The 22,300-nt window shown below is 66.9% G+C and carries 21 protein-coding genes and 2 pseudogenes; 6 read left to right on the forward strand and 17 right to left on the reverse strand.

Going from position 1 to position 22,300, the window contains the following annotated elements; genetic code table 11:
- From AC5P7R_RS00820 to AC5P7R_RS00830, 3 genes are all read right to left on the reverse strand, one after another.
- Entirely contained in the window at positions 1 to 1,377 is a 1,377-nt protein-coding gene (locus tag AC5P7R_RS00820; protein WP_204323388.1) for a hypothetical protein, read from the reverse strand.
- Between the two features lie 141 nt (positions 1,378 to 1,518).
- Positions 1,519 to 1,887 carry a glycine zipper 2TM domain-containing protein gene (locus AC5P7R_RS00825; protein ID WP_014646414.1) on the reverse strand — a complete coding sequence of 123 codons (369 nt, stop codon included), beginning with the start codon at positions 1,885 to 1,887 and terminating at the stop codon, positions 1,519 to 1,521.
- Between the two features lie 166 nt (positions 1,888 to 2,053).
- On the reverse strand, positions 2,054 to 4,276 hold the full coding sequence (locus tag AC5P7R_RS00830) for a methyl-accepting chemotaxis protein (protein ID WP_478436548.1): 2,223 nt from the start codon (positions 4,274 to 4,276) through the stop codon (positions 2,054 to 2,056).
- 627 nt (positions 4,277 to 4,903) lie between these two features.
- Here AC5P7R_RS00830 and AC5P7R_RS00835 point away from each other — a divergent pair.
- From AC5P7R_RS00835 to AC5P7R_RS00850, 4 genes are all read left to right on the forward strand, one after another.
- The gene (locus AC5P7R_RS00835) at positions 4,904 to 5,296 is read left to right on the forward strand and encodes a barstar family protein (protein ID WP_111099002.1); all 393 of its coding nucleotides are present in this window, start codon (positions 4,904 to 4,906) and stop codon (positions 5,294 to 5,296) included.
- A gap of 134 nt (positions 5,297 to 5,430) precedes the next feature.
- Positions 5,431 to 8,022, forward strand: coding sequence for a DNA mismatch repair protein MutS (gene mutS / locus AC5P7R_RS00840; RefSeq protein WP_021202480.1), 2,592 nt, complete (start codon positions 5,431 to 5,433; stop codon positions 8,020 to 8,022).
- 191 nt (positions 8,023 to 8,213) lie between these two features.
- The gene (locus AC5P7R_RS00845) at positions 8,214 to 9,857 is read left to right on the forward strand and encodes a catalase (RefSeq protein ID WP_021202479.1); all 1,644 of its coding nucleotides are present in this window, start codon (positions 8,214 to 8,216) and stop codon (positions 9,855 to 9,857) included.
- Between the two features lie 108 nt (positions 9,858 to 9,965).
- A complete protein-coding gene (locus AC5P7R_RS00850) occupies positions 9,966 to 10,568 on the forward strand; it encodes a DUF937 domain-containing protein (RefSeq protein ID WP_058983293.1) in 603 nt (200 codons plus the stop codon).
- Positions 10,569 to 10,603: 35 nt separating this feature from the next.
- Here AC5P7R_RS00850 and AC5P7R_RS00855 read toward each other — a convergent pair whose 3' ends face one another.
- Positions 10,604 to 11,011, reverse strand: a complete 408-nt coding sequence (locus AC5P7R_RS00855) for an RNA-binding S4 domain-containing protein (protein WP_021202477.1) — start codon at positions 11,009 to 11,011, stop codon at positions 10,604 to 10,606.
- Positions 11,012 to 11,020: 9 nt separating this feature from the next.
- Positions 11,021 to 11,260, reverse strand: a complete 240-nt coding sequence (locus AC5P7R_RS00860) for a hypothetical protein (protein ID WP_111099003.1) — start codon at positions 11,258 to 11,260, stop codon at positions 11,021 to 11,023.
- A 62-nt stretch (positions 11,261 to 11,322) separates the two neighbouring features.
- Between AC5P7R_RS00860 and AC5P7R_RS00865 the strand changes: the two are divergent.
- Positions 11,323 to 12,771, forward strand: a pseudogene (locus AC5P7R_RS00865) (MATE family efflux transporter); the annotation flags it as partial.
- A 91-nt stretch (positions 12,772 to 12,862) separates the two neighbouring features.
- On the opposite strand, the gene AC5P7R_RS00870 reads toward AC5P7R_RS00865, so the two are convergent.
- The 11 genes from AC5P7R_RS00870 to ffh all read right to left on the reverse strand — a co-directional run bounded on the left by AC5P7R_RS00870 (position 12,863) and on the right by ffh (position 20,728).
- Positions 12,863 to 13,273, reverse strand: a complete 411-nt coding sequence (locus AC5P7R_RS00870) for a DUF1801 domain-containing protein (RefSeq protein ID WP_019659260.1) — start codon at positions 13,271 to 13,273, stop codon at positions 12,863 to 12,865.
- 38 nt (positions 13,274 to 13,311) lie between these two features.
- The gene (locus tag AC5P7R_RS00875; protein WP_478436257.1) at positions 13,312 to 13,746 is read right to left on the reverse strand and encodes a DUF1801 domain-containing protein; all 435 of its coding nucleotides are present in this window, start codon (positions 13,744 to 13,746) and stop codon (positions 13,312 to 13,314) included.
- 78 nt (positions 13,747 to 13,824) lie between these two features.
- Positions 13,825 to 14,205, reverse strand: coding sequence for a DUF6404 family protein (locus AC5P7R_RS00880; protein ID WP_111102355.1), 381 nt, complete (start codon positions 14,203 to 14,205; stop codon positions 13,825 to 13,827).
- Between the two features lie 82 nt (positions 14,206 to 14,287).
- Positions 14,288 to 14,689, reverse strand: coding sequence for a 50S ribosomal protein L19 (rplS, locus tag AC5P7R_RS00885; protein ID WP_005408597.1), 402 nt, complete (start codon positions 14,687 to 14,689; stop codon positions 14,288 to 14,290).
- A 154-nt stretch (positions 14,690 to 14,843) separates the two neighbouring features.
- Positions 14,844 to 15,602 carry a tRNA (guanosine(37)-N1)-methyltransferase TrmD gene (gene trmD, locus AC5P7R_RS00890; RefSeq protein ID WP_021202471.1) on the reverse strand — a complete coding sequence of 253 codons (759 nt, stop codon included), beginning with the start codon at positions 15,600 to 15,602 and terminating at the stop codon, positions 14,844 to 14,846.
- A gap of 8 nt (positions 15,603 to 15,610) precedes the next feature.
- The gene (gene rimM, locus AC5P7R_RS00895; protein ID WP_019659264.1) at positions 15,611 to 16,123 is read right to left on the reverse strand and encodes a ribosome maturation factor RimM; all 513 of its coding nucleotides are present in this window, start codon (positions 16,121 to 16,123) and stop codon (positions 15,611 to 15,613) included.
- Between the two features lie 44 nt (positions 16,124 to 16,167).
- A complete protein-coding gene (gene rpsP / locus AC5P7R_RS00900) occupies positions 16,168 to 16,428 on the reverse strand; it encodes a 30S ribosomal protein S16 (protein WP_005415733.1) in 261 nt (86 codons plus the stop codon).
- Positions 16,429 to 16,616: 188 nt separating this feature from the next.
- On the reverse strand, positions 16,617 to 17,219 hold the full coding sequence (locus AC5P7R_RS00905) for a suppressor of fused domain protein (protein ID WP_021202470.1): 603 nt from the start codon (positions 17,217 to 17,219) through the stop codon (positions 16,617 to 16,619).
- 128 nt (positions 17,220 to 17,347) lie between these two features.
- On the reverse strand, positions 17,348 to 18,130 hold the full coding sequence (locus tag AC5P7R_RS00910; protein WP_227854120.1) for an aminotransferase class IV family protein: 783 nt from the start codon (positions 18,128 to 18,130) through the stop codon (positions 17,348 to 17,350).
- Positions 18,127 to 19,203 (reverse strand): NAD(P)H-dependent flavin oxidoreductase, encoded by a 1,077-nt coding sequence (locus AC5P7R_RS00915; protein ID WP_188250108.1) that lies wholly within the window; start codon positions 19,201 to 19,203, stop codon positions 18,127 to 18,129. The genes AC5P7R_RS00910 and AC5P7R_RS00915 overlap by 4 nt, the downstream gene beginning before the upstream one ends.
- A 148-nt stretch (positions 19,204 to 19,351) precedes the next feature.
- Positions 19,352 to 20,728 (reverse strand): signal recognition particle protein, encoded by a 1,377-nt coding sequence (gene ffh / locus AC5P7R_RS00920; RefSeq protein ID WP_010483267.1) that lies wholly within the window; start codon positions 20,726 to 20,728, stop codon positions 19,352 to 19,354.
- Between the two features lie 122 nt (positions 20,729 to 20,850).
- Here ffh and AC5P7R_RS00925 point away from each other — a divergent pair, with 122 nt between their 5' ends.
- Complete coding sequence (locus AC5P7R_RS00925) at positions 20,851 to 21,645, forward strand: cytochrome C assembly family protein (protein ID WP_019659268.1); 795 nt, start codon at positions 20,851 to 20,853, stop codon at positions 21,643 to 21,645.
- A gap of 155 nt (positions 21,646 to 21,800) precedes the next feature.
- On the opposite strand, the pseudogene AC5P7R_RS00930 reads toward AC5P7R_RS00925, so the two are convergent.
- Positions 21,801 to 22,254: pseudogene (locus AC5P7R_RS00930) on the reverse strand (YqhG/Tai3 family protein).
- Positions 22,255 to 22,300: the final 46 nt, after the last annotated feature.

Below are 22,300 nucleotides of genomic sequence, written 5' to 3' on the forward strand. Positions count from 1 at the left end.
TCAGGGATCCGGGGCGTACCAGAACGGGATGCGGAACGCGCGACGCCGTCCGCCCCCGCGCTCGCCGCCTGTGGCATTCCACACCAGTTCCAGGTCATGGCGTCCGGGCGCGAGGCCGCGGGTAGGCAGGTACCCCACCAGGCCGCGCATATCCAGGTCGCGCCGCTCCATGGGCACGAAGCCATGCAGGTCGACCGGGGTGCCGTCCAGCTTGACCTGCCAGAGCCGGGAAAGGCACTCCACTGCGGCGTTGGCGGCCTGTTGCCCGGAGGCTTCATTGTGCGCGTCCGGAAGTGCGGTGCAATGCTGGCGCGCCAGCGGATTGTCGCGTTGCGGGCGATGCGGAATGAACACGCGAAGCTGCCCACCGCTGATCGTGTCCGACGGGATCATCGGGTACGGCAGCAGCTGGTCATGCGCCGAACGCATCGATTCGTAATGCGCACTCAGCATGCCGTGCTCAACCGCCGCTTCCGTGACGATCTGGTACCGGTTGAACAGCGAGAACTTCAACGACGCCATCACCTGCACGGCGGCCAGCAGCATCGCTACCAGCACCGCGAACAGGTAGGCCGCCATGAACGAGCGCGAGCGCAGGTTGCTCTGCATGGTCAGCTGCATGGTCTGCATCAGGCGCAACAGCGGAACCCGTTGCAGGGCCGCCAGCATGCCCTGCAGGAGTCGCTGCGGTCGCTCATGGGGCTGCCCGCGCGCCTGCCGCCGCGCCACGATCTTTTCCAGGATCCCGGGGGTAACAGCCAGCGTCAACAGTGCGGCCAGCACGCTGCACAGGGCGAGCATGGCGACATGATCGGCGCCACCTGACAGCGCGCCGATCACCATCGACACACCGAGCGTCAGGACGGCCAACACCAGCGTGCCCGCCAATGTCTGTACGGCAAGCAGGGTGGTCGAGAACAGCATCGTCGCCAGCCGGTCGGCCCGTTCGATGCTGCCATCGAGGCCTCCGTCCCGGGCCTGCAGGAAAGCGCGCGTGACCGCCCCCATTCTTGGCAGGCGCGCCCAGTCAATGCCATCGGGGAAATGCGACCGGAGGCCGATCAGCCCGATCCAGTAGCCGCGCACCGTGAGGTGGATGATCAAGGCGACTGCCAGCACATAGCACATGCCGACACTGATGCTGAAACCGAACCAGAGCATCTGGAAGTACATGCCTTCGGTGTGCAGGCTGCTGCGCGCCCAGGCGTCGAACAGATAGCCCGGCACGGCCAGCAGCGCGAACGCCAGCAGGCCCGAAATGAACAGCTCGAGTTCATCGGTGCGATCACGCACCCGTTGGGGATGGGCGGTCGCTTCCGCTATCGGGTCATGCCCGGCGAGCGGTGCCGGTTGGGGAGCTGGAGCCGATTCGTTCACTGGGCGTTCATCCGTTGAGTCGGCGCAGTATAGGCATGACGCCAGATTCAGCGATACGGGTCCGGAACGACGAACGCCGGCGCGGGGCCGGCGTTCGAATACTGCGATGTGGAAGGGCCGAACAGGTGTGGCAGCGACCGATCAACGATAGACGCGTTCGCAGCGGCGCTCGACGACGCGGTCGCCGTTCTTCTGCTGGCTGTTGCCCTGGATCTGGCGACCAGCCGCACCACCGGCCACGGCGCCCGCCACGGTAGCGAGCTTCTTGCCGTTGCCGCCGCCCACCTGGTTGCCCAGCAGGCCGCCGATTACCGCGCCGGTTGCCGTACCGGCAATGCGGTTCGGATCGCGCGAGTTGCGCTGCACTTCCACGTTCTTGCAGACCACGCGGCTACCGTCGTTGAACCTGCGCCCCTCATCACGCGGGCCGTAAGTCTGCGCGCCGGCCACCGACGAGGCCGCCAGCAGGGTACCCAGCACAAGCAATCGGGTCGAGGTCTTCATGGCCATCTCCTGAGTTCCGGTACGGGGCCAGTGTCCCCCAGCGGTTGGCAACCGGAAGTGAAATGGGCGTGTCCCCATTCTCGCCGGCCATCGCGCGTTCAGGGAAAAAATCCGCGCCCATCACGGTCAACGATCGTGATGGGCGCCGTCTCCCTGCCGGCATGCGCTGTTGCTAGAACTCTTCCCAGCCGCCCGCGTTCGCAGCCAGCGTCGGCTCGATGCGTGGTACCAGTACCCCCGGCCGGCGTACCGGAGTCACTTTCGCCGCGACCGCGGCCAGGACCGGGCGCACGGCTGCGGCCGTGGTTGCCGCACTGATGCGGAACACCGAAACCGCTTCGGCCAGCAGATTGGCCTGCTCCTCCATGGAACGAGCCGCGGCGCTGGCCTCTTCCACCAGCGCCGCGTTCTGCTGCGTGGTCTCGTCCATCTGCACCACCGCCTGGTTGACCTGTTCAATGCCCGAGCTCTGCTCCTGCGATGCGGCAGATATCTCGGCCATGATGTCGGTCACCCGCTGCACCGAGGCCACCACCTCGCCCATGGTGGTGCCAGCCTGGCGGACCAGCGCCGAGCCGTCGGCGACCTTGCCAACCGAATCCTCGATCAGGCCCTTGATTTCCTTGGCCGCACCCGCCGAGCGCTGTGCCAGTGTGCGCACCTCACTGGCCACCACCGCAAAGCCCCTGCCCTGTTCACCGGCTCGCGCGGCTTCCACCGCCGCGTTCAACGCCAGGATGTTGGTCTGGAAAGCAATGCCATCGATGACCGAGATGATCTCGGCGATCTTCTTCGACGAGGCCTCGATCGCCGACATCGTGGTGACTACCTGGCCGACCACCTCGCCGCCCTGCGAAGCGACACCGTGCGCGCCGATCGCGAGTTGATTGGCCTGGCGTGCGTGCTCGGCATTCTGCTTCACGGTGGAGGTCAGTTCCTCCATCGACGCCGCAGTCTCTTCCAGGTTCGCCGCCTGCTGCTCGGTGCGCCGCGACAGGTCGGTGTTGCCCGCGGCGATCTCGCCTGCCGCCAGGTTGATGCTGGACGCGCTGGCCTGGATGCGGCCGACGATCTGCGTGAGCTGGTCGACGGTGGCGTTGCAGTCATCGCGCATCCGGGCGAACACCCCGTGGAAGTCCCCCTGCATGCGCACGGTCAGGTCACCGCGCGAGATGGACTGCAACAGGCGCGATACCTGCACCAGGTTCCCGTCGGTGGTCTGCATCAGCCGGTTGAGCCCGGCCACCATGTCGTGGAAATCGTGAGCGAAGCGCTGCTCGTCACCGCGCAGGCTGAAGTCCCCCGCCGCTGCTGCCGTCGCCAGCCTGCGGATCTCACCGTTGATCGCTGACAGGCTGGCCTTGGTCTCGTCCATCGCCTGGGTGATCGCGGCCTTCTCGCCCGGCAGAGGATCCATGTCTACCGACAGATCGCCCCTGGCGTAGTGCTTCATTACTTCGATCAACCGGTTCTGCACCTGCACATGCGAGCCGACGAGCGCATTGGTCTCGTGCACCATGCGCCCGTAGTCACCGGGGAAGGCGCTCTCATCCATGCGATAGCTGAGGCTGCCCGCATCGTGCTGGCGAGCCAGTTCCCCCTGCGCCGCCATCACAGACTGCAATTGCGCCTGCATGCGCTGCATCGACCTGAGCAGCTGCGTCACCTCATCGTTGCCGGAGGCGTCGATGCTGCTGTCCAGCCGCCCGTTGGCGATGCCATCGGCGAGCTTCACGGCTCCCTCCAGCGGCCGGGTCAGGCTGCGGGTGATGGCCCATGCGGCCAGCGAGCCGAGTATCAGGCTCAGCACGCCGAACACGATCGACAAGGTGCCGGTCCACGCCTCGGTCGCGCGGTAGTCCTCGCGGCTGCGCGCCGTCAGCACCTCCTGGTGCCGCAGCAGGGTGGAGATCGCCTCGTTCCAGGCCGTCGCCAGGCCCTGCTCGGCAAGCAGCTCCTTGGCTGCACCGTCGAAATCGCCGGCCTTCATGCGCTCATGCAGTTGCCGGGTGGACGCGTCGGTGGCCTTGCGTGCCGCGTCGATCCGCGCGACCAGCGTATCGCCGGTGGCATCACGCGGAATCTTGATGTACTTGGCCCATATGGCGTCGTAAGCCTGCGACAGCTCCTGCGCCTTCCGATAATCCCTGTCGAAATCCTCACCGCGCTTGATCACCATCAGCCGGCGCTGCATCAGCACCGCATTGTTGGTATCCAGCATCTCGTTCAACAACCGCATTTTCACCATGTTGACGTCCACCACTTTCTCGAACTGGGTGGACTTCAGGTGATTTCCGTACAACGCCAGGCCGACGATGGCGACGATGAACAGCAGCAGCAAACCAAACCCGGCGCCCAGCCGGGATCCCACTCGGAGGTTGCGTAAGGCGAGCATCTCAATTCCCTTGATCAATGGCCGTACGGTCGATGGCGGCGCAGGCAGGGGAAACTTTATGGGCCGATATTATTGTATCGATCCAGATATCCTGAAATGTGCGGGCTGTTGTGAAAACCGCGCACCGGCAAATTCCTGCAGCCGCGCATTGCAAACGTGCATCGGACCACCCAATATTCGACCTGAATGCGGGTTATTCATTTTGCGAGCCGGTGACGGCGCATGGAGAACGAGTAGCCAGCATTAACTTGGGCTGCGAAGAAGCCACCAGAGGCATGTGCCACGCTTCCTTCCGCCTCTGGCCTGGGAAAGAACGTTCGATACTTTCTCGGGAGAGCCTCATGAACTCGCGCTCAGTATCGGTGTTTCTCCGGAGTAGTCCCTGGCATCCATGACCGATGCAGAAGATGCATGGCGGCGTGGCGTCCGCCCACTGCAGAGCAAGCCACCACGTTGCCAGTGCAATGATTCGCATCGTCGCTGGCCCTCTACGCATCCTTCGACGCCCGTCGTGACCTGTGGCAAAGGCGCACCGCGATGCCATATGGCATTCAGCCCGGAGCGACCGCGCAAAGCTCTCTCGTGCTGGGCCATCAACAACAGCGCGGACCACGCTACAGTCGGCGCATGACCCTCGTCCTGCAGATTGAAGGCGCCGCCATCGATGACATCGCCAGCCTTTACACGGAGATCAACCGCGTGTTCATGGCCGGCGAGGCATGGCAGCTCGGGCCGAGCCTGGACGCACTGGACGACCTGCTGCATGGCGGCTATGGCGCACTGGCTGGCCACGCGCAGGCCACGCTGATCTGGCGCGATATCGCCCACAGCCGTGCGGCGCTGGGCGTGGAGGCGACCTGCCAGTGGCTGCAGGCCAAGCTGGACGCACCAGGCAGCTTCAACGCGCGGGCGATCGCCCGCCGGCTGCAGGCGGTGCGACAGGGCGAGGGCCCGACCTACTTCGAGATCGTCATGCAGATCTTCGACAGCCATCGGCAGATCACCCTGGTCCCGGCCTGAACCCTTTTTCGTGCCGCACCGGCCCGCCACCAGTGGCGGCAGCCCTGCGCCCCAGCAGTTACCATGGACGGCCCTGTACCGGCTCCGCTGCCGCCGCCCTCCGGCGCGGCCGGACGCCCCGATTCACGAGTCCCATGTCCAAAGACAAGTCCGCCGAACATACCCCGTTGATGAAGCAGTTCTTCGCAGCCAAGTCCGAGTATCCGGACCTGCTGCTGTTCTTCCGCATGGGCGATTTCTACGAGCTGTTCTACGACGACGCGCGCAAGGCCGCGCGCCTGCTCGACATCACCCTGACCCAGCGTGGCAGTTCCGGTGGCGCACCGATCCCGATGGCCGGCGTGCCGGTGCACGCGTACGAAGGCTACCTGGCACGGCTGGTGGCGCTGGGCGAGTCGGTGGCGATCTGCGAGCAGATCGGCGATCCCGCGCTGGCCAAGGGCTTGGTCGAGCGCAAGGTGGTGCGTATCGTCACCCCCGGCACGGTCACCGACGAGGCGCTGCTGGATGAGCGCCGCGACACCCTGCTGATGGCCCTGTCGCGCAGCAAGCAGGGCTATGGCCTGGCCTGGGCCGACCTGGCCGGCGGCCGCTTCCTGGTCAACGAAGTGGAAACCGACGACGCTCTGGAAGCCGAACTGGCCCGTCTGGAACCGGCCGAGCTGCTGGTGCCGGACGAGGAGAACTGGCCGGAGTTCCTGCGCCAGCGCACCGGGGTGCGCCGCCGCGCACCGTGGCTGTTCGACGCCGACAGCGGCCGCCGCCAGCTGCTGGCGTTTTTCAAGCTGCATGACCTGAGCGGCTTCGGCATCGATGACAAGCCGCGCGCGACCGCAGCCGCGGGCGCCCTGCTCGGCTATGTCGAGGAGACCCAGAAGCAGCGCCTGCCGCACCTGACCTCGATCGCGATGGAAACCGCCGGCGAGGCGATCGCGATGAACGCCGCCACCCGCCGCCACCTGGAGCTGGATACGCGCGTGGACGGGGATACCCGCAGCACCCTGCTGGGCGTGCTCGACAGTACGGTCACGCCGATGGGCGGGCGCCTGCTGCGCCGCTGGCTGCATCGTCCGCTGCGCCTGCGCGAGGTGCTGGTGCAGCGCCACCATGCGGTGGAAACCCTGATCGATCGCGGCGCGGACGCCGACATCCGCGAGCAGTTCCGCCGCCTGGGCGACCTGGAACGCATCCTCACCCGCGTTGCGCTGCGCTCGGCGCGCCCGCGCGACTTCTCCACGCTGCGCGACGGCCTGGGGCTGCTGCCGGCCGTGCGCGAGGTGCTGGCACCGCTGGACTCACCGCGCCTGCAGGCCCTGCATGCCGCACTTGGTGAACACGATGCGTGCGCGCAGCTGCTGGCCAGTGCCATCGCCGAAATGCCGCCGCTGAAACTGAGCGACGGCGGCGTGCTGGCTGACGGCTTCGATGAGGAGCTGGACGAGCTGCGCCGCCTGTCCACCCACGCCGACCAGTTCCTGGTGGACCTGGAACAGCGCGAACGCGAAAGCAGCGGCATTCCCACCCTGAAGGTGGGCTACAACCGCGTGCACGGCTACTACATCGAGATCAGCAAGGGCCAGTCCGACCGCGCGCCGGTGCACTACACCCGCCGCCAGACACTGACCAATGCCGAGCGCTACATCACCGAAGAGCTGAAGGCGTTCGAAGACAAGGTGCTGTCCGCGCGCGACCGTTCGCTGTCTCGCGAGAAGTACCTGTACGAGCAGCTGCTGGATACCCTCGGCGAACAGCTGGAACCGTTGAAGCAGTGTGCCGCTGCGCTGAGCGAACTGGACGTGCTGGCCGCCTTCGCCGAGCGCGCGCAGGCACTGGACTGGTCGCGGCCGGAACTGGAAACGGCACCGTGCCTGAAGATCGAGCGTGGCCGCCACCCGGTGGTCGAAGCGGTGCGCGAGCAGCCGTTCGAACCGAACGACCTGGACCTGCATCCGGACCGTCGCATGCTGGTCATCACCGGCCCGAACATGGGCGGTAAATCGACCTACATGCGGCAGAACGCGCTGATCGTGCTGCTGGCCCACATCGGCAGCTTCGTGCCGGCCAGCCGTGCGGTGATCGGCCCGATCGACCGCATCCTGACCCGCATCGGCGCCGGTGACGACCTCGCCCGCGGACAGTCGACCTTCATGGTCGAGATGGCCGAGACCAGCTACATCCTGCATCACGCCACCGCCCATTCGCTGGTGCTGATGGACGAGATCGGCCGCGGCACGTCCACCTACGACGGCCTGGCGCTGGCCGATGCGGTGGCCCGTCACCTGGCCTATCAGAACCGCTGCTACACGCTGTTCGCCACCCACTATTTCGAGCTGACCGCGCTGGCCGACGAACAGTACGAAGGCGGCCGCAGCGGCATCGCCAACGTGCACCTGGATGCGGTCGAGCACGGCGAGGCGCTGGTGTTCATGCACGCGGTCAAGGATGGCCCGGCCAACCGCAGTTTCGGCCTGCAGGTGGCGGCACTGGCCGGCCTGCCGCGCGCCACCGTGGCCCAGGCACGGCGTCGCCTGGCCGAACTGGAGCAGCGCGGCGGGGAGAGCCATGCCGCCGAACTGGCGCCGCAGGCGCTGGATGCCCCGCAGCAGTTCGGGCTGTTCGCCGCGCCATCGAACAAGGCACAGGAAGCGCTGGCGGCCATCGACCCCGATGAGCTGACCCCGAAGCAGGCACTGGAGGCGTTGTACCGCCTGAAGGCGCTGCTCTAGGACTGCCGCGCCCGGCTCCGGCTCCCGCCACGGCGCGGGCGGCCGTCCGAAAGGCTCTGCAAATCCTACTTCACGTTTTAATTGACAGAAACTATCGGCCTGAACGGATCATTCGATTATTCATTTCATCTGGCCCTAGCTAAAGTCGAGTGAAGATGTTCCACCCCCGTCTTCACCCGCAGGAGCCAGCCATGAGCCAGTCCGATAACACCAGTCCCAAGTGCCCGTATCACACCGCTCCGTCGCCGGCAGAAGGCGCCCAGCAGCAGCGTGAACTGAGCACCACGCCGAAGCAGAAGCACGGCGACGATCCGGTCACGCCGATGACCACGGCCTTCGGCGCACCGGTGGTGGACAACCAGAACAGCAGGACCGCTGGCCCGCGCGGCCCGCTGCTGATGGAAGACGTGTGGCTGCTGGAAAAGCTGGCCAACCTCAACCGCGAGATCATTCCCGAGCGCCGCATGCACGCCAAGGGCTCGGGCGCGTTCGGTACCTTCACCGTCACCCACGACATCACCCGGTACACGCGCGCCAAGCTGTTCGAGAAGGTGGGCAAGCAGACCGAGATGTTCGCGCGCTTCACCACGGTGGCCGGCGAGCGTGGTGCCGCCGACGCCGAGCGTGACATCCGCGGCTTCGCACTGAAGTTCTACACCGAAGAAGGCAACTGGGACCTGGTCGGCAACAACACGCCGGTGTTCTTCCTGCGCGACCCGCGCAAGTTCGCCGACCTCAACAAGGCCGTGAAGCGCGACCCGCATACCAACCTGCGCAGCGCGCGCAACAACTGGGATTTCTGGACGCTGCTGCCCGAGGCCCTGCTGCAGGTGACCGTGGTGATGAGCGACCGCGGCATCCCGCGCAGCTTCCGCCACATGCACGGTTTCGGCTCGCATACCTACAGCTTCACCAACGCCGACAGCGAACGCTTCTGGGTCAAGTTCCACTTCGTCAGCCAGCAGGGCATCGAATCGCTGACCGACGCACAGGCGCAGATCCTGGTCGGCCATGACCGCGAAAGCCACGGCCGCGACCTGTTCGCCGCGATCGAGAAGGGCGACTTCCCGAAGTGGAAGCTGTTCATCCAGGTCATGCCGGAGCTGGAAGCGGAAACCTACCGCATCCATCCGTTCGACCTGACCAAGGTGTGGCCGAAGAGCGATTACCCGCTGATCGAAGTGGGCCAGTTCGAACTGAACCGCAACCCGGTCAACTGGTACCAGGACGTGGAGCAGTCGGCGTTTGCGCCGAGCAACCTGGTGCCGGGCATCGGCCCGTCGCCGGACAAGATGCTGCAGGCGCGCCTGTTCGCCTACTCCGATGCGCAGCGCTACCGGCTGGGCGTGAACCATCACCAGATTCCGGTCAACGCCGCGCGCTGTCCGGTGCACAGCAACCACCGCGACGGTGCGATGCGCGTGGACGGCAACTACGGCGGCCTGCCGCACTACGAGCCCAACAGCTACGGCCAGTGGCAGGAGCAGCCGCAGTATCGCGAACCGCCGATGAAGATCCGGGGCGACGCCGACTTCTGGAACTTCCGTGAGGACGACGCCGACTACTTCAGCCAGCCCGGTGCGCTGTTCCGCAGCTACAACCAGGCACAGAAGGACCGCCTGTTCGCCAACACCGCCCGCGCCCTGGGCGATGCGCCGGACTTCATCAAGCAGCGCCACATCGACAACTGCAGCAAGGCCGACCCGGCCTACGGTGCCGGCGTCGCTGCGGCGCTGAAGGCGCTGGCCAGCCAGCCGTCGGATCCGTTCAAGCCGGCGCAGCCGGAAGCGGACTTCCCCACTGCCACCCCGGGCGCCGAAGACATCGAGCTCTGATCGCCCTGCCCCGTGTACGGCACGCCGCCTCCGTGTGGGGCGGCGTCGCCGTTTTAACGGTCCGCGTCGTACCTTCTGCACGCCCAACCCCAATCAAGGATTCCGCAGATGAGCCTGACCGATGAACTTCTCGCCAAACTGCAGGGCGCCCCGCTGCAGCAGGTGTCGCAGCAGCTCGGCATCAGCGACACCCAGGCCTCCGGTGCGATCAGTGCCGCACTGCCGGTGCTGATGGGCGCCCTGGGCAACAACGCCTCGCAGCCGCAGGGCGCGCAGGCGCTGCTCGGCGCACTGCAGAACAACCACAGTGGGCTGGACCTGGGCAGTGTGCTCGGTTCAGTGCTGGGCGGAGGTGGCGGTGGTGCCGCCAGCGACGGCGCCGGCATCCTCGGCCACATCTTCGGCGGCAGCCAGCAGAAGGTGGAAACCGGCCTGGCCCAGGCCACCCAGCTCGACAGCGGCCGCACCAGCCAGCTGCTGCAGATCCTGGCACCGATCGTGATGGCCTTCCTCGCCCAGCGCCTCGGCGGCGGACAAGCCGATGCAGGCGCGCTCAGCCAGGCCCTCGGCCAGGAAAAACAGCAGGTGCAGCAGCAGGGTGGCATCGCCGGCGGCCTGCTCGGCAGCGTGCTGGACCAGGACGGTGACGGCCAGCTCGGTGTCGGCGACCTGCTGAAGATCGGCGGCAGCCTGCTGGGCGGCAAACGCTGAGGCTTGTGTGCGCCGGGCAATGACCCGGCGCACGCCTACAACGCGTCGATATCACCCAGCGCGCGGATCAACCGGCGTGCGCGCTTGTCCGGCTTGTGCTCCGGCGGCTGGAAACCATCGCGTGCGGCGATGCGCAGCGCACGCTGTTCGGCACGGCGCGCCTTGGAGGCCTCGCTCTCGGCATACAGCTGCTGCGCCGCCGGCGCCGGCCCGCGCTGGTCGCTCAGGCCCAGCACCTGGATCTCGAAATGCTCCTCACCACGGTTGACCTGCAAGTGCTCGCCGACGCGCACCGCGCGTGAGGATTTCGGGCGCTGCCCGGCCACGCTGACCTTGCCGGTTTCGATCGCCTGCTTGGCCAGGCTGCGGGTCTTGAAGAAACGGGCCGCCCACAGCCAGATGTCCAGGCGGACACTGGGCGACAGCGGGGAAAGCTCGGTCATCGGCAGGGACTACTCCGTTCGCTTGTTCAGGGGACGCGGGTTGTCGGGGTCGGAGCGGCAGCCGCTGCCGCCGATCAACGTGGGTACGCCAGCAGACAGATCCTGGCGCTGGCTGCCGACCAGGCACTCGGGGCGGTCGGTCGGCCGCACCTGGGTATCGCCCAGCCGGTCACCCGTCGAACATGCGGCCAGGGCGGCGCCGATCAAGGCCAGCGCCACGCTCCGCTTCACCTGCAGTCGTTGATGCATTGCCACATCCCGCAAACCGGCTTGGTGCTAGTGTGCGCCTCCCGGGATTCGATCACCACTCCATGGCCAAAGCGCCCCTTGACCTGACCTCCGGCCCGATCGGGCGCAATCTCCTGTTGTTTTCGCTGCCGATCCTGGCCGGCAACATCGCGCAGTCGCTGAACGGGTCGGTGAACGCGGTCTGGGTCGGGCGATTCCTCGGCGAGGCGGCGTTGACCGCCACCGCGAACGCCAACAACATCATGTTTTTCCTGATCGGCTCGGTGTTCGGCTTCGGCATGGCCTCGACCATCCTGATCGGACAGGCGATCGGCGCGCGCGACATCATGCAGGCGCGGCGCGTGGTCGGCACCAGTGCCACCTTCTTCATCGGCCTGTCGGTGATCATCGCCATCGCCGGCTGGTTCATGGCCCACCCGCTGCTGGCGGCGATGGGCACGCCGGCCGCCTCGCTGCCGTTGGCCGAGGCCTACCTGCAGATCATCTTCCTGGCGATGCCGACGCTGTACGCGTTCGCCTTCCTTACCGCGGCGCTGCGCGGCGCCGGTGATTCGCGTACGCCGTTCCGTTTCCTGTTGGTGTCGGTGGCCTTGGACATCGTGCTGAACCCGGTGCTGATCTTCGGCATGGGGCCGCTCCCCGCGCTCGGCATCGCCGGCTCGGCGTGGGCCACGCTGATCGCGCAGACGCTGTCGCTGGCCGGCCTGCTGTTGTACATGCGGCACAAGCGCCACACCCTGTGGCTGGGCCGCGCCGACATGCGCCTGTTCAGGCTCGACCTGACCATCCTCAAGGCGCTGGTGATCAAGGGCGTACCGATGGGCCTGCAGATGGTGCTGATCTCGCTGTCGGTGATCCTGCTGATGACCATGGTCAACCAGTACGGCACCGACACCGCCGCGGGCTACGGCGCGTCCCTGCAGCTGTGGAACTACCTGCAGATGCCGGCGATGGCGATCGGCGCGGCGTGCTCTTCGATGGCGGCGCAGAACGTCGGTGCGCAGCGCTGGGACCGCGTACGCGGCACCGCACGCCAGGGCGTGCTGTTCAATTTCCTGCTGACCGGCGCGCTGATCCTGCCGCTGGTGGTGTTCGATCGCCAGCTGCTGGCGCTGTTCCTGCCACCGGCCAGCCAGGCACTGGACATCGCGCGCCACCTCAACCACGTAGTGATCGGCTCGTTCCTGTTCTTCGGCGTCAGCTTCGTGATCTCCGGCGTAGTGCGCTCCACCGGCGCGGTGATTCCGCCGCTGCTGATCCTGGCCGGCTCGCTGTGGGGCGTGCGCGTGCCGTTTGCCGAACTGCTGCAACCGTACTGGGGCGCCGACGCGATCTGGTGGAGCTTCCCGGTCAGCTCGTTCGTGTCCATGCTGCTGTCGCTGGCGTATTACCGCTGGGGCGGCTGGCGCAAGGCGAAGATGATCGGCAAGCCTTCGCACGCTGAGGAACTGGCCACGCCGTCGGAGATTCCGGCCTGTCCGCCGTCGCCGGTGGCCGACCCGGATGCCGCGCTGGAGTCAGCCCGCCACGGTGAGGTGGGTGCGGACCGTTGGTCCGCACAGGCCTGTCAGCCGAGCATGGGCTCGGCGCTACAGAAGACGGTCAGCGCTTCTTCTTCTTCGCCGCATTGAACGCCGCCGCCGCGCGCAGCAGTGCCTTCAACGCCGCGGAATCGGGCATCGCACCTTCATGGATGTCGATCGCACGCCGCGTGTTGCCCTCCAGGCTGGCGTTGAACAGGCCCTTCGGGTCCGCCAGCGCGGCACCGTTGGCGAAGGTCAGTTTCACTGCCTGCTTGTAGGTTTCGCCGGTGCACAGGATGCCGTTGTGCTCCCACACCGGTGTACCGCGCCACTTCCAGGCTTCCTGCACGTCCGGCAGCGCTTCATGGATCAATGCACGCACGCGTGCCAGCGTTTCGCCGCGCCAGTCCCCCAGCGCGGCGATGCGTGCATCGATCAGTTCGGCCGCCGGTGTTCCGGCATCGTCAGGGTTGGGAGCATGCGTGGCCATCAGGGACTCTCGTCGGGAAGGGAAACGGAATGCCGGGCTTACATGCGCTCGCCGGGCAGCGCAGCGGCCTGGCGCACCCAGTCCAGGAACTGCGCTTCATCCAACAGGCCGGATTCGTGGATGTGCAGGTAGCGCGTGTCGGCGCTCCTGGAGGGCTCCGGTGGCACCGGCGTCAAGGCCGCGCCGCGGAAAAAGGCCACCTTGATGTAGCGCGTGAAGCAATGGAAGCTGAGAAACCAGCCTGCGCCCGCAGCCACCGCATACATCGGCGAGTTCCACTTCACCGCCTTGCGCACCCCGGGTACGGCCCGTTCGATCAGGGCATCCAGCCGTGCGCCGATCGGACGTTTCCAATCCGGCATTGCGGCGATGTACGCCTGCACCGGAGCATCGCCCTCGCCCTTGGCGATCTGCGGGTTGCCACCGGTGAGCAGCGCGGGCACAGCGGTGGGTGCGGTTCGCTTGGCAGGCATCGCACGGTACGACCATCGGAATGACGCTGCAGCCTAGCGCGGCCTGTGCCGGGCGTCACGGCGCAGTGCGCCATCGGCTCAGTCCGCCTGCCGCGCGCGGAACCGGCGCCACTCCGGCAGCTGGCGGCGGCGGCGCAGCGAGCGCATCAGCACCGCCATCACAAGGCCGAACAGCGCTCCGGCCGACAGGCCTGCCACCAGCAACAGCACCAGCGGGCGCTCGCTGCCCTGCCAGAGCATCAGCCACATCAGCGCGGTCCAGAACAGCCCGAACAGCAGGCCCTGCACCAGCGCATTGGTACCGAAACCAGCCAGGATCGGGGGCGGCAGTGCGATGCCTGCGCGCCACAGCAGCCGATGCAACAGCGGCGCCGACTGCGCGCGTGCCAGCCCCTTGTCATCAAGAAAGCGCAGCGCCGATTGGATCACGACGGGATAGTGCGGATTGACGTCATTCATCACCCGATCGTGGCCGATGCAATGCCGGAAACGCAAACGGCCACCCGAAGGTGGCCGTCGCGGCAACAACCGAAGTTGTTTATCAGGCCTTCTCGGCCAGACGGGCAGCCTTGGCGGCAGCAGCGGCAGCCAGGTCTTCCTTGATGCGGGCAGCCTTGCCTTCCAGGCCACGCAGGTAGTACAGCTTGCCGGCGCGGACCTTACCACGACGCTTCACTTCGACCGAGTCGATGATGGCGCTGTGGGTCTGGAAAACGCGCTCGACGCCGTAGCCGTGCGAGATCTTGCGCACGGTGAACGAGGAGTTCAGGCCGGCGTTCTTGGTGGCGATGACGACGCCTTCGTAGGCCTGCACGCGCTCGCGGCTGCCTTCCTTCACCTTCACGTTGACGACAACGGTGTCGCCCTGGCTGAACTTCGGCAGTTCACGGGTGATCTGGGCGGATTCGAATTCCGCGACGATGGACTTGTTCAGCTTGCTCATGGGTTACACCGATTCTTGTTCGGGTGGGCGTGTCGTATCGACAACGTGGGCTCATGCAGTCACCGGACTGTGCTGCACGTTTGTTTTGGGTACTGCGCGCGCCAACCGGGGCTGGCGGGAATTGGCCATGATAGCCGATAAAGCCAGCCCTGCGCTAGGGGCTGGCCTTGGGTTTCCGGGCCTGGCGGGCCTGGTCCAGCAGTTTGCGGTCGGCCTTGCCCAGCGCCTGTTCATCCAGCAGGTCCGGGCGTCGCTGGGCAGTCCGGAGCAGCGACTGCTGGCGGCGCCAGGCGGCGATGGCTGCGTGGTTGCCCGAGCGCAGCACCTCCGGCACGTCTCCCAGCGGGTGCTGGGCCGGCTGGCTGTAATGCGGGCAGTCGAGCAGGCCGAGGTCGCCCTCGAAGCTGTCCTGCGCCGCCGACTCCGCATCGTTGAGGGCCCCCTCCTGCAGGCGGGCCACGGCGTCGATGATCACCGCCGCGCCCAGCTCGCCCCCGGACAGCACGTAGTCGCCGAGGGAGATTTCCTCGTCGACATTGGCCTCCAGGAAACGCTCGTCAATGCCCTCGTAGCGGCCACAGAGCAGGACCATGCGCGGCAGCGCCGCCAGCTCCCGCACCTTGGCCTGGGTCAACCGCGCGCCCTGCGGGCTGAGGTAGATCACCCGCGCCGGGGTTGGATCGGCATCGCGGATCGCCTGCAGGCAGGCCTGCAGCGGCTCGATCAGCATCACCATGCCCGGGCCACCGCCGAACGGACGGTCGTCCACCCGGCGATAGTTGCCTTCGGCGTAATCACGGGGGTTCCAGCCATGCAGGCTGAACAGCCCCTTCTCCCGCGCGCGCCCGACCACGCCCAATCCAGCGGACTGGGCGAGGAACTCGGGGAACAGGGTGATGACGTCGAAACGCATGCGTCTGCTCAGAACTCGGGATCCCAGTCGACCACGACCAGATTGGCCTCGAAATCGACCGATTTGACGAAGTCCGGCAGCACGAACGGGATCATCCGCTCGCGGTCACCACGGACCACCACCACATCATTGGCGCCGGTGCTGAACAGGTGCGAGACCTGGCCCAGGGCGACGCCCTCGGTGGTCGTCACGTCCAGGCCTTCCAGGTCCACCCAGTAGTACTCATCGGGCTTCGGTGGCGGCAATGCACTGCGGGCCACGTAGATTTCGGTGCCGCGCATCGCTTCGACCACGTCGCGGTCCTCGACGCCCGGGAAACGGGCGACCAGGTGCTTGCCGCTGTCACGGCCACGCACACCTTCTATCGTGGTTTCCACGCCGGACGGGCTGCGCACGATCCACGGCTGGTAACGGAAAATGGCGGAACGTGGCTCGGTCCAGGACTCGAGCTTGATCTCGCCGCGCACACCAAAAGCGCCGACAACCCTGCCCAGCAGGATGCGGCGCTCGATATCTTTCATCTGCTTCAACCAAGAGGGCCACGCCGAAGCGTGGCCCGTCAGGATCAGGCCGCAGCGGCCTGGGACTTGGTCGCTTCCTTGATCAGGTTGCGGACCTTGTCGGTCGGCTGGGCGCCGTTCTTGACCCAATGGTCAACACGGGCCAGGTCCAGTTCGATGCGCTTCTCGGCGCCCTGGGCGACCGGGTTGTAGAAGCCAACGCGCTCGATGTTGCGGCCGTCGCGCGCGCTGCGCACGTCGGTGACGATGATGTGGTAGAACGGACGCTTCTTGGCGCCGCCGCGGGTCAGTCGGATCTTGACCATGGTGTTTTTCCTATTGCCCAGTCGCCAGGATGGCGAGGTAAGCGGGCGATTATAGCGGCAGACCCCGGCCTAGCCAACCCCATATGACGCCGCGCCCTCACGGTAGCGCCGGGCCATGCCCGTCGGCTTTTGTTCAGCAATGTGATCAACTTCTGACTTACCCCGCCGACGTCCCCATGGCGATAACGTCAACGTGCTCCAGCGACAGGCGCCCGATGCATGTCCAGCACATCTACCTCGTGCCGCTGCAGCAGGTCGTCAAATGCATCGCCGCCAATCCGCTCGACAAGTTGCCGCTCGGATTCGTGGATGGCGATGCACTGCAGCCAATTGATCGCCACGGGCGGGAACTGCAGTCCCGGGAACCTGGCGTCATTCCAGAAAAAGGGCGGCACCAGATAGACGTGTGGCATCCGTGTCGATGGGAAGTAGTCCCGCAGGATGTCGGGAATCACGCTACCAGGCTGCACCGCCGCACGATCACGCATGATTGCGAAAGCCGTCGAGGCGACGATGTTGTCCCAATGCAGTGCGTCCTGTTCTGCACACGCGCACAGCTCGACGCGCGTTTTCAGTTCGTGTCCCTCCGCATGACATAAAACAAAATCCGACAGACCGATGGACGAGATCGACTTCAGCCCTGCTTCCGGAGAGCTGAACGTCGTGAGGATATCGACCGAACGCAGGCGATGATCATCGTGAAAGGCCTGGACCTTGGGCCGCCCCTCACCGCCCATGATCTTGATTGCGTGCATCGCTACCGCGCGATGCTGCTCGGTGACCGTACTCATATCGGATTGGAACCCCGGTGCGTTGTTCGCTGCGGCGGCATCCGCCGGGCATGGCCCGGCGCTACCAGCTGCAACGCTTCAAGGTAGCGTGCGGCCATGCTTGGCGACCGGCAGCCCGCGCGCCTCGTTCAGGAGAGCGGCTGCCAGGCCACCGCCGCCAGCACCGCCCTGCCCTGTTCAGCCAGCGCCTGCGAGCCGGGCAGGACATGTCCGTCGATGGCCTCCAGTGCCCACAGGCCGCTGGCGTTGCAGGCAAAAGCGGCCTTCACACTGCCTAGTTCAGCCAGCGCCAACGGCCGCGTCAACTGCGCATCGGGCCAGTGCCGCTTCAGCAGCGCCTCAGCCGTACCGCGCAGGGCCGGCGCCTGCGGCCAGAGCAGCCGTTCACCATCGTGCACGGCCAGGTTCCAGGTGCTGCCTTCACTCATTTCGCCATCGACGGTCACGAACAGCACGTCGTCGAATCCTTCGGCCATCGCCGCGCGGCGCTCGGCGAACAGGCCGAAGGTGCCCACATGCTTGAGCTGCGGCAGCTCGCGCTGCCAGGCCAAGCTGCGCACACGCTGGGAGGCGGTCAGCGTCACCGGCGCTGAAACCGCCACCAGCACGTCCACCGGCACCGCCGCCAGTGGATTGCGGAAATCGAAGCGGCGCGAGTACACCGTCACCCGCAGCGAGGCATCGGCCAGGCCGGCCTGCCGCAGCGCCTGCGCCATCCAGCCCCGCACCTGCGCCGTATCCAGTTTGCTGCCGAACAGTTCGCGCGTGGCCTGCGACAGCCGCGCCAGATGCAGGTCCAAGCCCTGCGCTGCGCTGTCGCGCACTTGCAGCGAAGTGAAGTGGCCGTAGTTCACCAGCGCCGGCAGCAGATCCTCCACCTGCGCCGCCCGGCCGTTGCAGCTCACCATCATGGCAACAGTGCCTGCGCCTGCTCCCACATGCCGCCCAGCACGTCGGCGGCCGGCTGCGCCGGCGCCATCCACGCCGACTGCCCGGCCCAGGCCTGCATCGCCGCCAGGCGGTTTTCCTGCGCGGCCTGCTTGCGCATCGGCGCGGTCAGCCCACGCTGCACCGGGTATGGACGCGGCGCGGGGGCTCCTTCTGCGGCAGCGGCGCGCACATAGGGTGTCGCCAGGCCACGACCCAGGCGACCGCTGAAGGCACGGGTCGGCCAAGTGTCTTCCGGTTCGCTGGCGGCCAGCCCATCGGCCCACGCCGAAGCGATCGCCGCTTCGGGCGTGCGCAGGAAGGCGGTGCCGATCTGCACGGCGCTGGCCCCCAGCGTGAGTGCGGCAGCGATGCCACGGCCGTCGGCGATGCCGCCTGCGGCAATCACCGGAATCTGCAGGTGATCGGCCAGGCGCGGCAGCAGTGCGAACAACCCGACCAGCTGGCGCTCGGCCATCGCCGGATCGAACGCGCCACGATGGCCGCCGGCCTCCGCGCCCTGCGCCACCACCGCATCGGCACCGGCGTCCTGTGCCGCGCGCGCTTCGGACAAGGTGGTGGCACAGGCGATCCAGGCGATGCCGGCGTCCTTCAGCTGCTGCACGTGATGCGGCAACAGCACGCCCATGATGGTCGAGGCGACCGCCGGGCGCGCGGCCAGCAGTGCGGCGAACTGTTCTTCGAAGTCGGCGGGCGTGGCGTCGGCGGCACTGGCGGGCACGTCCGGGCCCCACTGCGCGAGGAAGGCGCGGCTGGCGGCTTCGGCGGCAACATCACGGGTCGGTGCGGGATCGGGCACCCACAGGTTCACCTGAGCCGGGCCGGTCGAAGCGGTGCGGAATTCGTCCATCCAGCGACCGATATCGGCCGAAGAGGACAACACCGCGCCCATCGCGCCCATGCTGCCGGCGTTGGCCAGCGCGGCCGACAACGGCACCGGGCAGGCGCCGGCCATCGGTGCCAGCAGGATTGGAACGGAAACGCCAAAGCGCCGGCAGAACGCCTCGGCGCGGGAAGCTACAGCGGAACTCTGCATGACGGCCCATCATTTTGGACAGGCCCTCATGGTGCGCGCAGGACAGGGGAAGAGTCGAGCCTGCTGCCTGACGGCCTGCTGCGGCGACTGTGCGCCGCCGCCCGAGCGTGGGCTCGGGCGCTACATCAGACTGCGACCGGGGCCGTCATCAACGGAACGGCATGCCGCGGCCACCCATGGCGCCCATCATGCCCTTCATGCTGCGCAACATGCCCTTCATGCCGCCGCCGGCCATCTTGCTCATCATCTTTTCCATCTGCATGTACTGCTTCATCAGCTTGTTGACGTCGGCCGGTGTCACGCCCGAGCCCTTGGCAATGCGCGCGCGACGCGAGCCGTTGAGCAGGTTCGGGTTGCGCCGTTCCTTCTTGGTCATCGAGTTGATGATGGCGATCATGCGCGGCACTTCCTTGCCCTGGCTGACCTGCTGCTTCAGATGATCGGGGATGTTGCCCAGGCCCGGCAGCTTGTCCATCAGGCCACCGATGCCACCCATGTTCTGCATCTGCTCCAGCTGGTCGCGCATGTCGTTCAGGTCGAACTTCTTGCCCTTGGCGACCTTCTCGGCCAGCTTGGCCGCCTTGTCCTTGTCGACCTGCTGCTCGACCTGCTCGACCAGCGACAGCACGTCGCCCATGTCGAGGATGCGGCTGGCGATACGGTCGGGATGGAACACGTCCAGGCCTTCCGGCTTCTCGCTAACACCGACGAACTTGATCGGCTTGCCGGTGATGTAGCGCACGCTCAGCGCGGCGCCGCCGCGGGCATCACCGTCAGTCTTGGTCAGCACCACGCCGGTCAGCGGCAGCGCATCGCCGAAGGCCTTGGCGGTGTTGGCCGCGTCCTGGCCGGTCATGGCGTCGACCACGAACAGCGTTTCAGCCGGATTCACCGCCGCGTGCAGGGCCTTGATCTCGGCCATCATCGCTTCGTCGATGGCCAGGCGGCCGGCGGTATCGACCAGCAGCACGTCCACGAACGACTTGCGCGCATCGTCGATGGCCGCGCGCACGATGGCTTCCGGCTTCTGGTCGGCGCTGGACGGGAAGAACAGCACGCCCACCTGCTCGGCCAGGGTCTTGAGCTGCTCGATCGCGGCCGGGCGGTAGACGTCGGCCGACACCACCATCACCTTCTTCTTGCGCTTTTCCTTCAGGTGCTTGGCCAGCTTGCCGACCGTGGTGGTCTTGCCGGCACCCTGCAGGCCTGCCATCAGGATGATGGCCGGAGCGGGAACGTTGAGGTTCAGGTCGCTGGCTTCGGCGCCCATCACGGCGGTCAGCTCGTCGCGCACGACCTTGATCAGGGCCTGGCCCGGGGTCAGCGACTTCAGCACTTCCTGGCCGACTGCGCGTACCTTGATGCGCTCGATCAGCGCCTGCACCACCGGCAGCGCGACGTCGGCTTCGAGCAGTGCGATGCGCACTTCACGGGTCGCCTCGCGGATGTTCTCCTCGGTCAGGCGGCCACGGCCACGCAGGCGCTCGATGGTGCCGGAAAGGCGCTGGGTCAGGGACTCGAACATGCGGCGCAACCTGTCTGAAAGCGGGGGACAATAAGGCAGACAGTATAACGGGTCCGGCCGTCGCCCCGGACTGCGACCACAGGGCCGTCGCCAGCATCACAGGGGTATGCGAAACTGCAACGATGACAATCGTTCTCATCGCCGTCCTGCTCTACCTGGCTGCCAGTGCCCTGCTGGTGCGCGCGCTCGGCCGCGATGAAACCACCGGCTCGCCCACCTGGCTGTGGCCCGCCCTGCCGGCGATGCTGCTGCATGGCGGTTACCACGTGATGGTGGCGATGCGTACCACCGGCGGGCCGGACATGCACTTCTTCGCCGCGCTGTCGCTGGTCGGCCTGGGCATGGCCTGGCTGACCTCGCTGGTCGGCGCGCGCGGGCGGATGTCGGCGCTGGGCGTGGTGGTGTTCCCACTGGCTGCCGTGCTGCTGCTGGCCTACCACGGCTACGGCCACGAGCCGAGCAAGGTGCTGGGCTGGCGCCTGGCCAGCCACGCCTGGCTGGCCCTGCTGGCCTATGCCACGCTGAGCATCGCCGCCCTGCTGGCGATCATGCTGTGGCTGCAGGAGCGCGCGCTGCGCCGCCGCGAGTTCCGGCCATGGCTGCGCGCGCTGCCACCGCTGGCTGACCTGGAGTCGCTGCTGTTCCGGGTGATCACCGTCGGCTTCGCGCTGCTGACCCTGACCCTGGTCACCGGCGTACTGTTCGTCGATGACCTGCTGGCGCAGAAGCTGGTGCACAAGACCGTGCTGAGCGTGCTGTCGTGGATCGTGTTCGGCGTGCTGCTGATCGGCCGCCGCCGCTACGGCTGGCGCGGCATGAAGGCGGTGCACTGGACGCTGGCGGCGATGCTGTTGCTGCTGCTGGCGTTCTTCGGCAGCCAGTTCGTGATCGAGCTGGTGTTCGGGCATACGCGATAGGCCGTGTGCCGACCAACGGTCGGCACCCCCCCGGTACTGCAGGCCACCGGCCGTTCCCACCCACCCCGGTACTGCAGGCCACCGGCCGCCCCCACCCACCCTGATAGTGCCGGCCGCTGGCCGGCAGCCACGCAATGCGCGGACGCTGCCGCCGGTCAGGGAATCGGCTGCGCCAGGATTTTCCGGACCGAAGGTGAGGATGTCATCAACCTGCCAGCACCCCTGCCCCTGGCGCACCATCGGCAGGCGGGTCAGGTAAGCCTTCTTCCACACCGAGTAGCGCATCTCAACCTGGCCGGCGGTGGCCGACGCCTCTTCCCAGCTGTAGCGCACCGGCGTTTCGATGTCGCCGTCCTGCGCATCCAGCCACGGATCGGAATCGATCGTGCAGATGCCCTCCTCGCGCTGTTGGCAGGCGCGCTCATCACGCAGCGCCTTGCCGAAGGCCACGCTGACCAGCGCCGCCGGCGGCTCCAGCAGATCACCGTTGCCGGTCGTCGCCTCGTAGAAAGCGCGGGCGACAGCCGCAGGCTCCTGGCAGGCGGGTGCAGCCTGTGCTGCTGGCGCCAGCAGCAGGCCGGCAATCATCAACATCCCTGTCTTTCGCATGTCCAATCCCTTTGGTCGTGATGGCGATCTCTTGTAGAGCCGAGCC

Source organism: Stenotrophomonas sp. YJH_SMC_27, assembly GCF_059369815.1.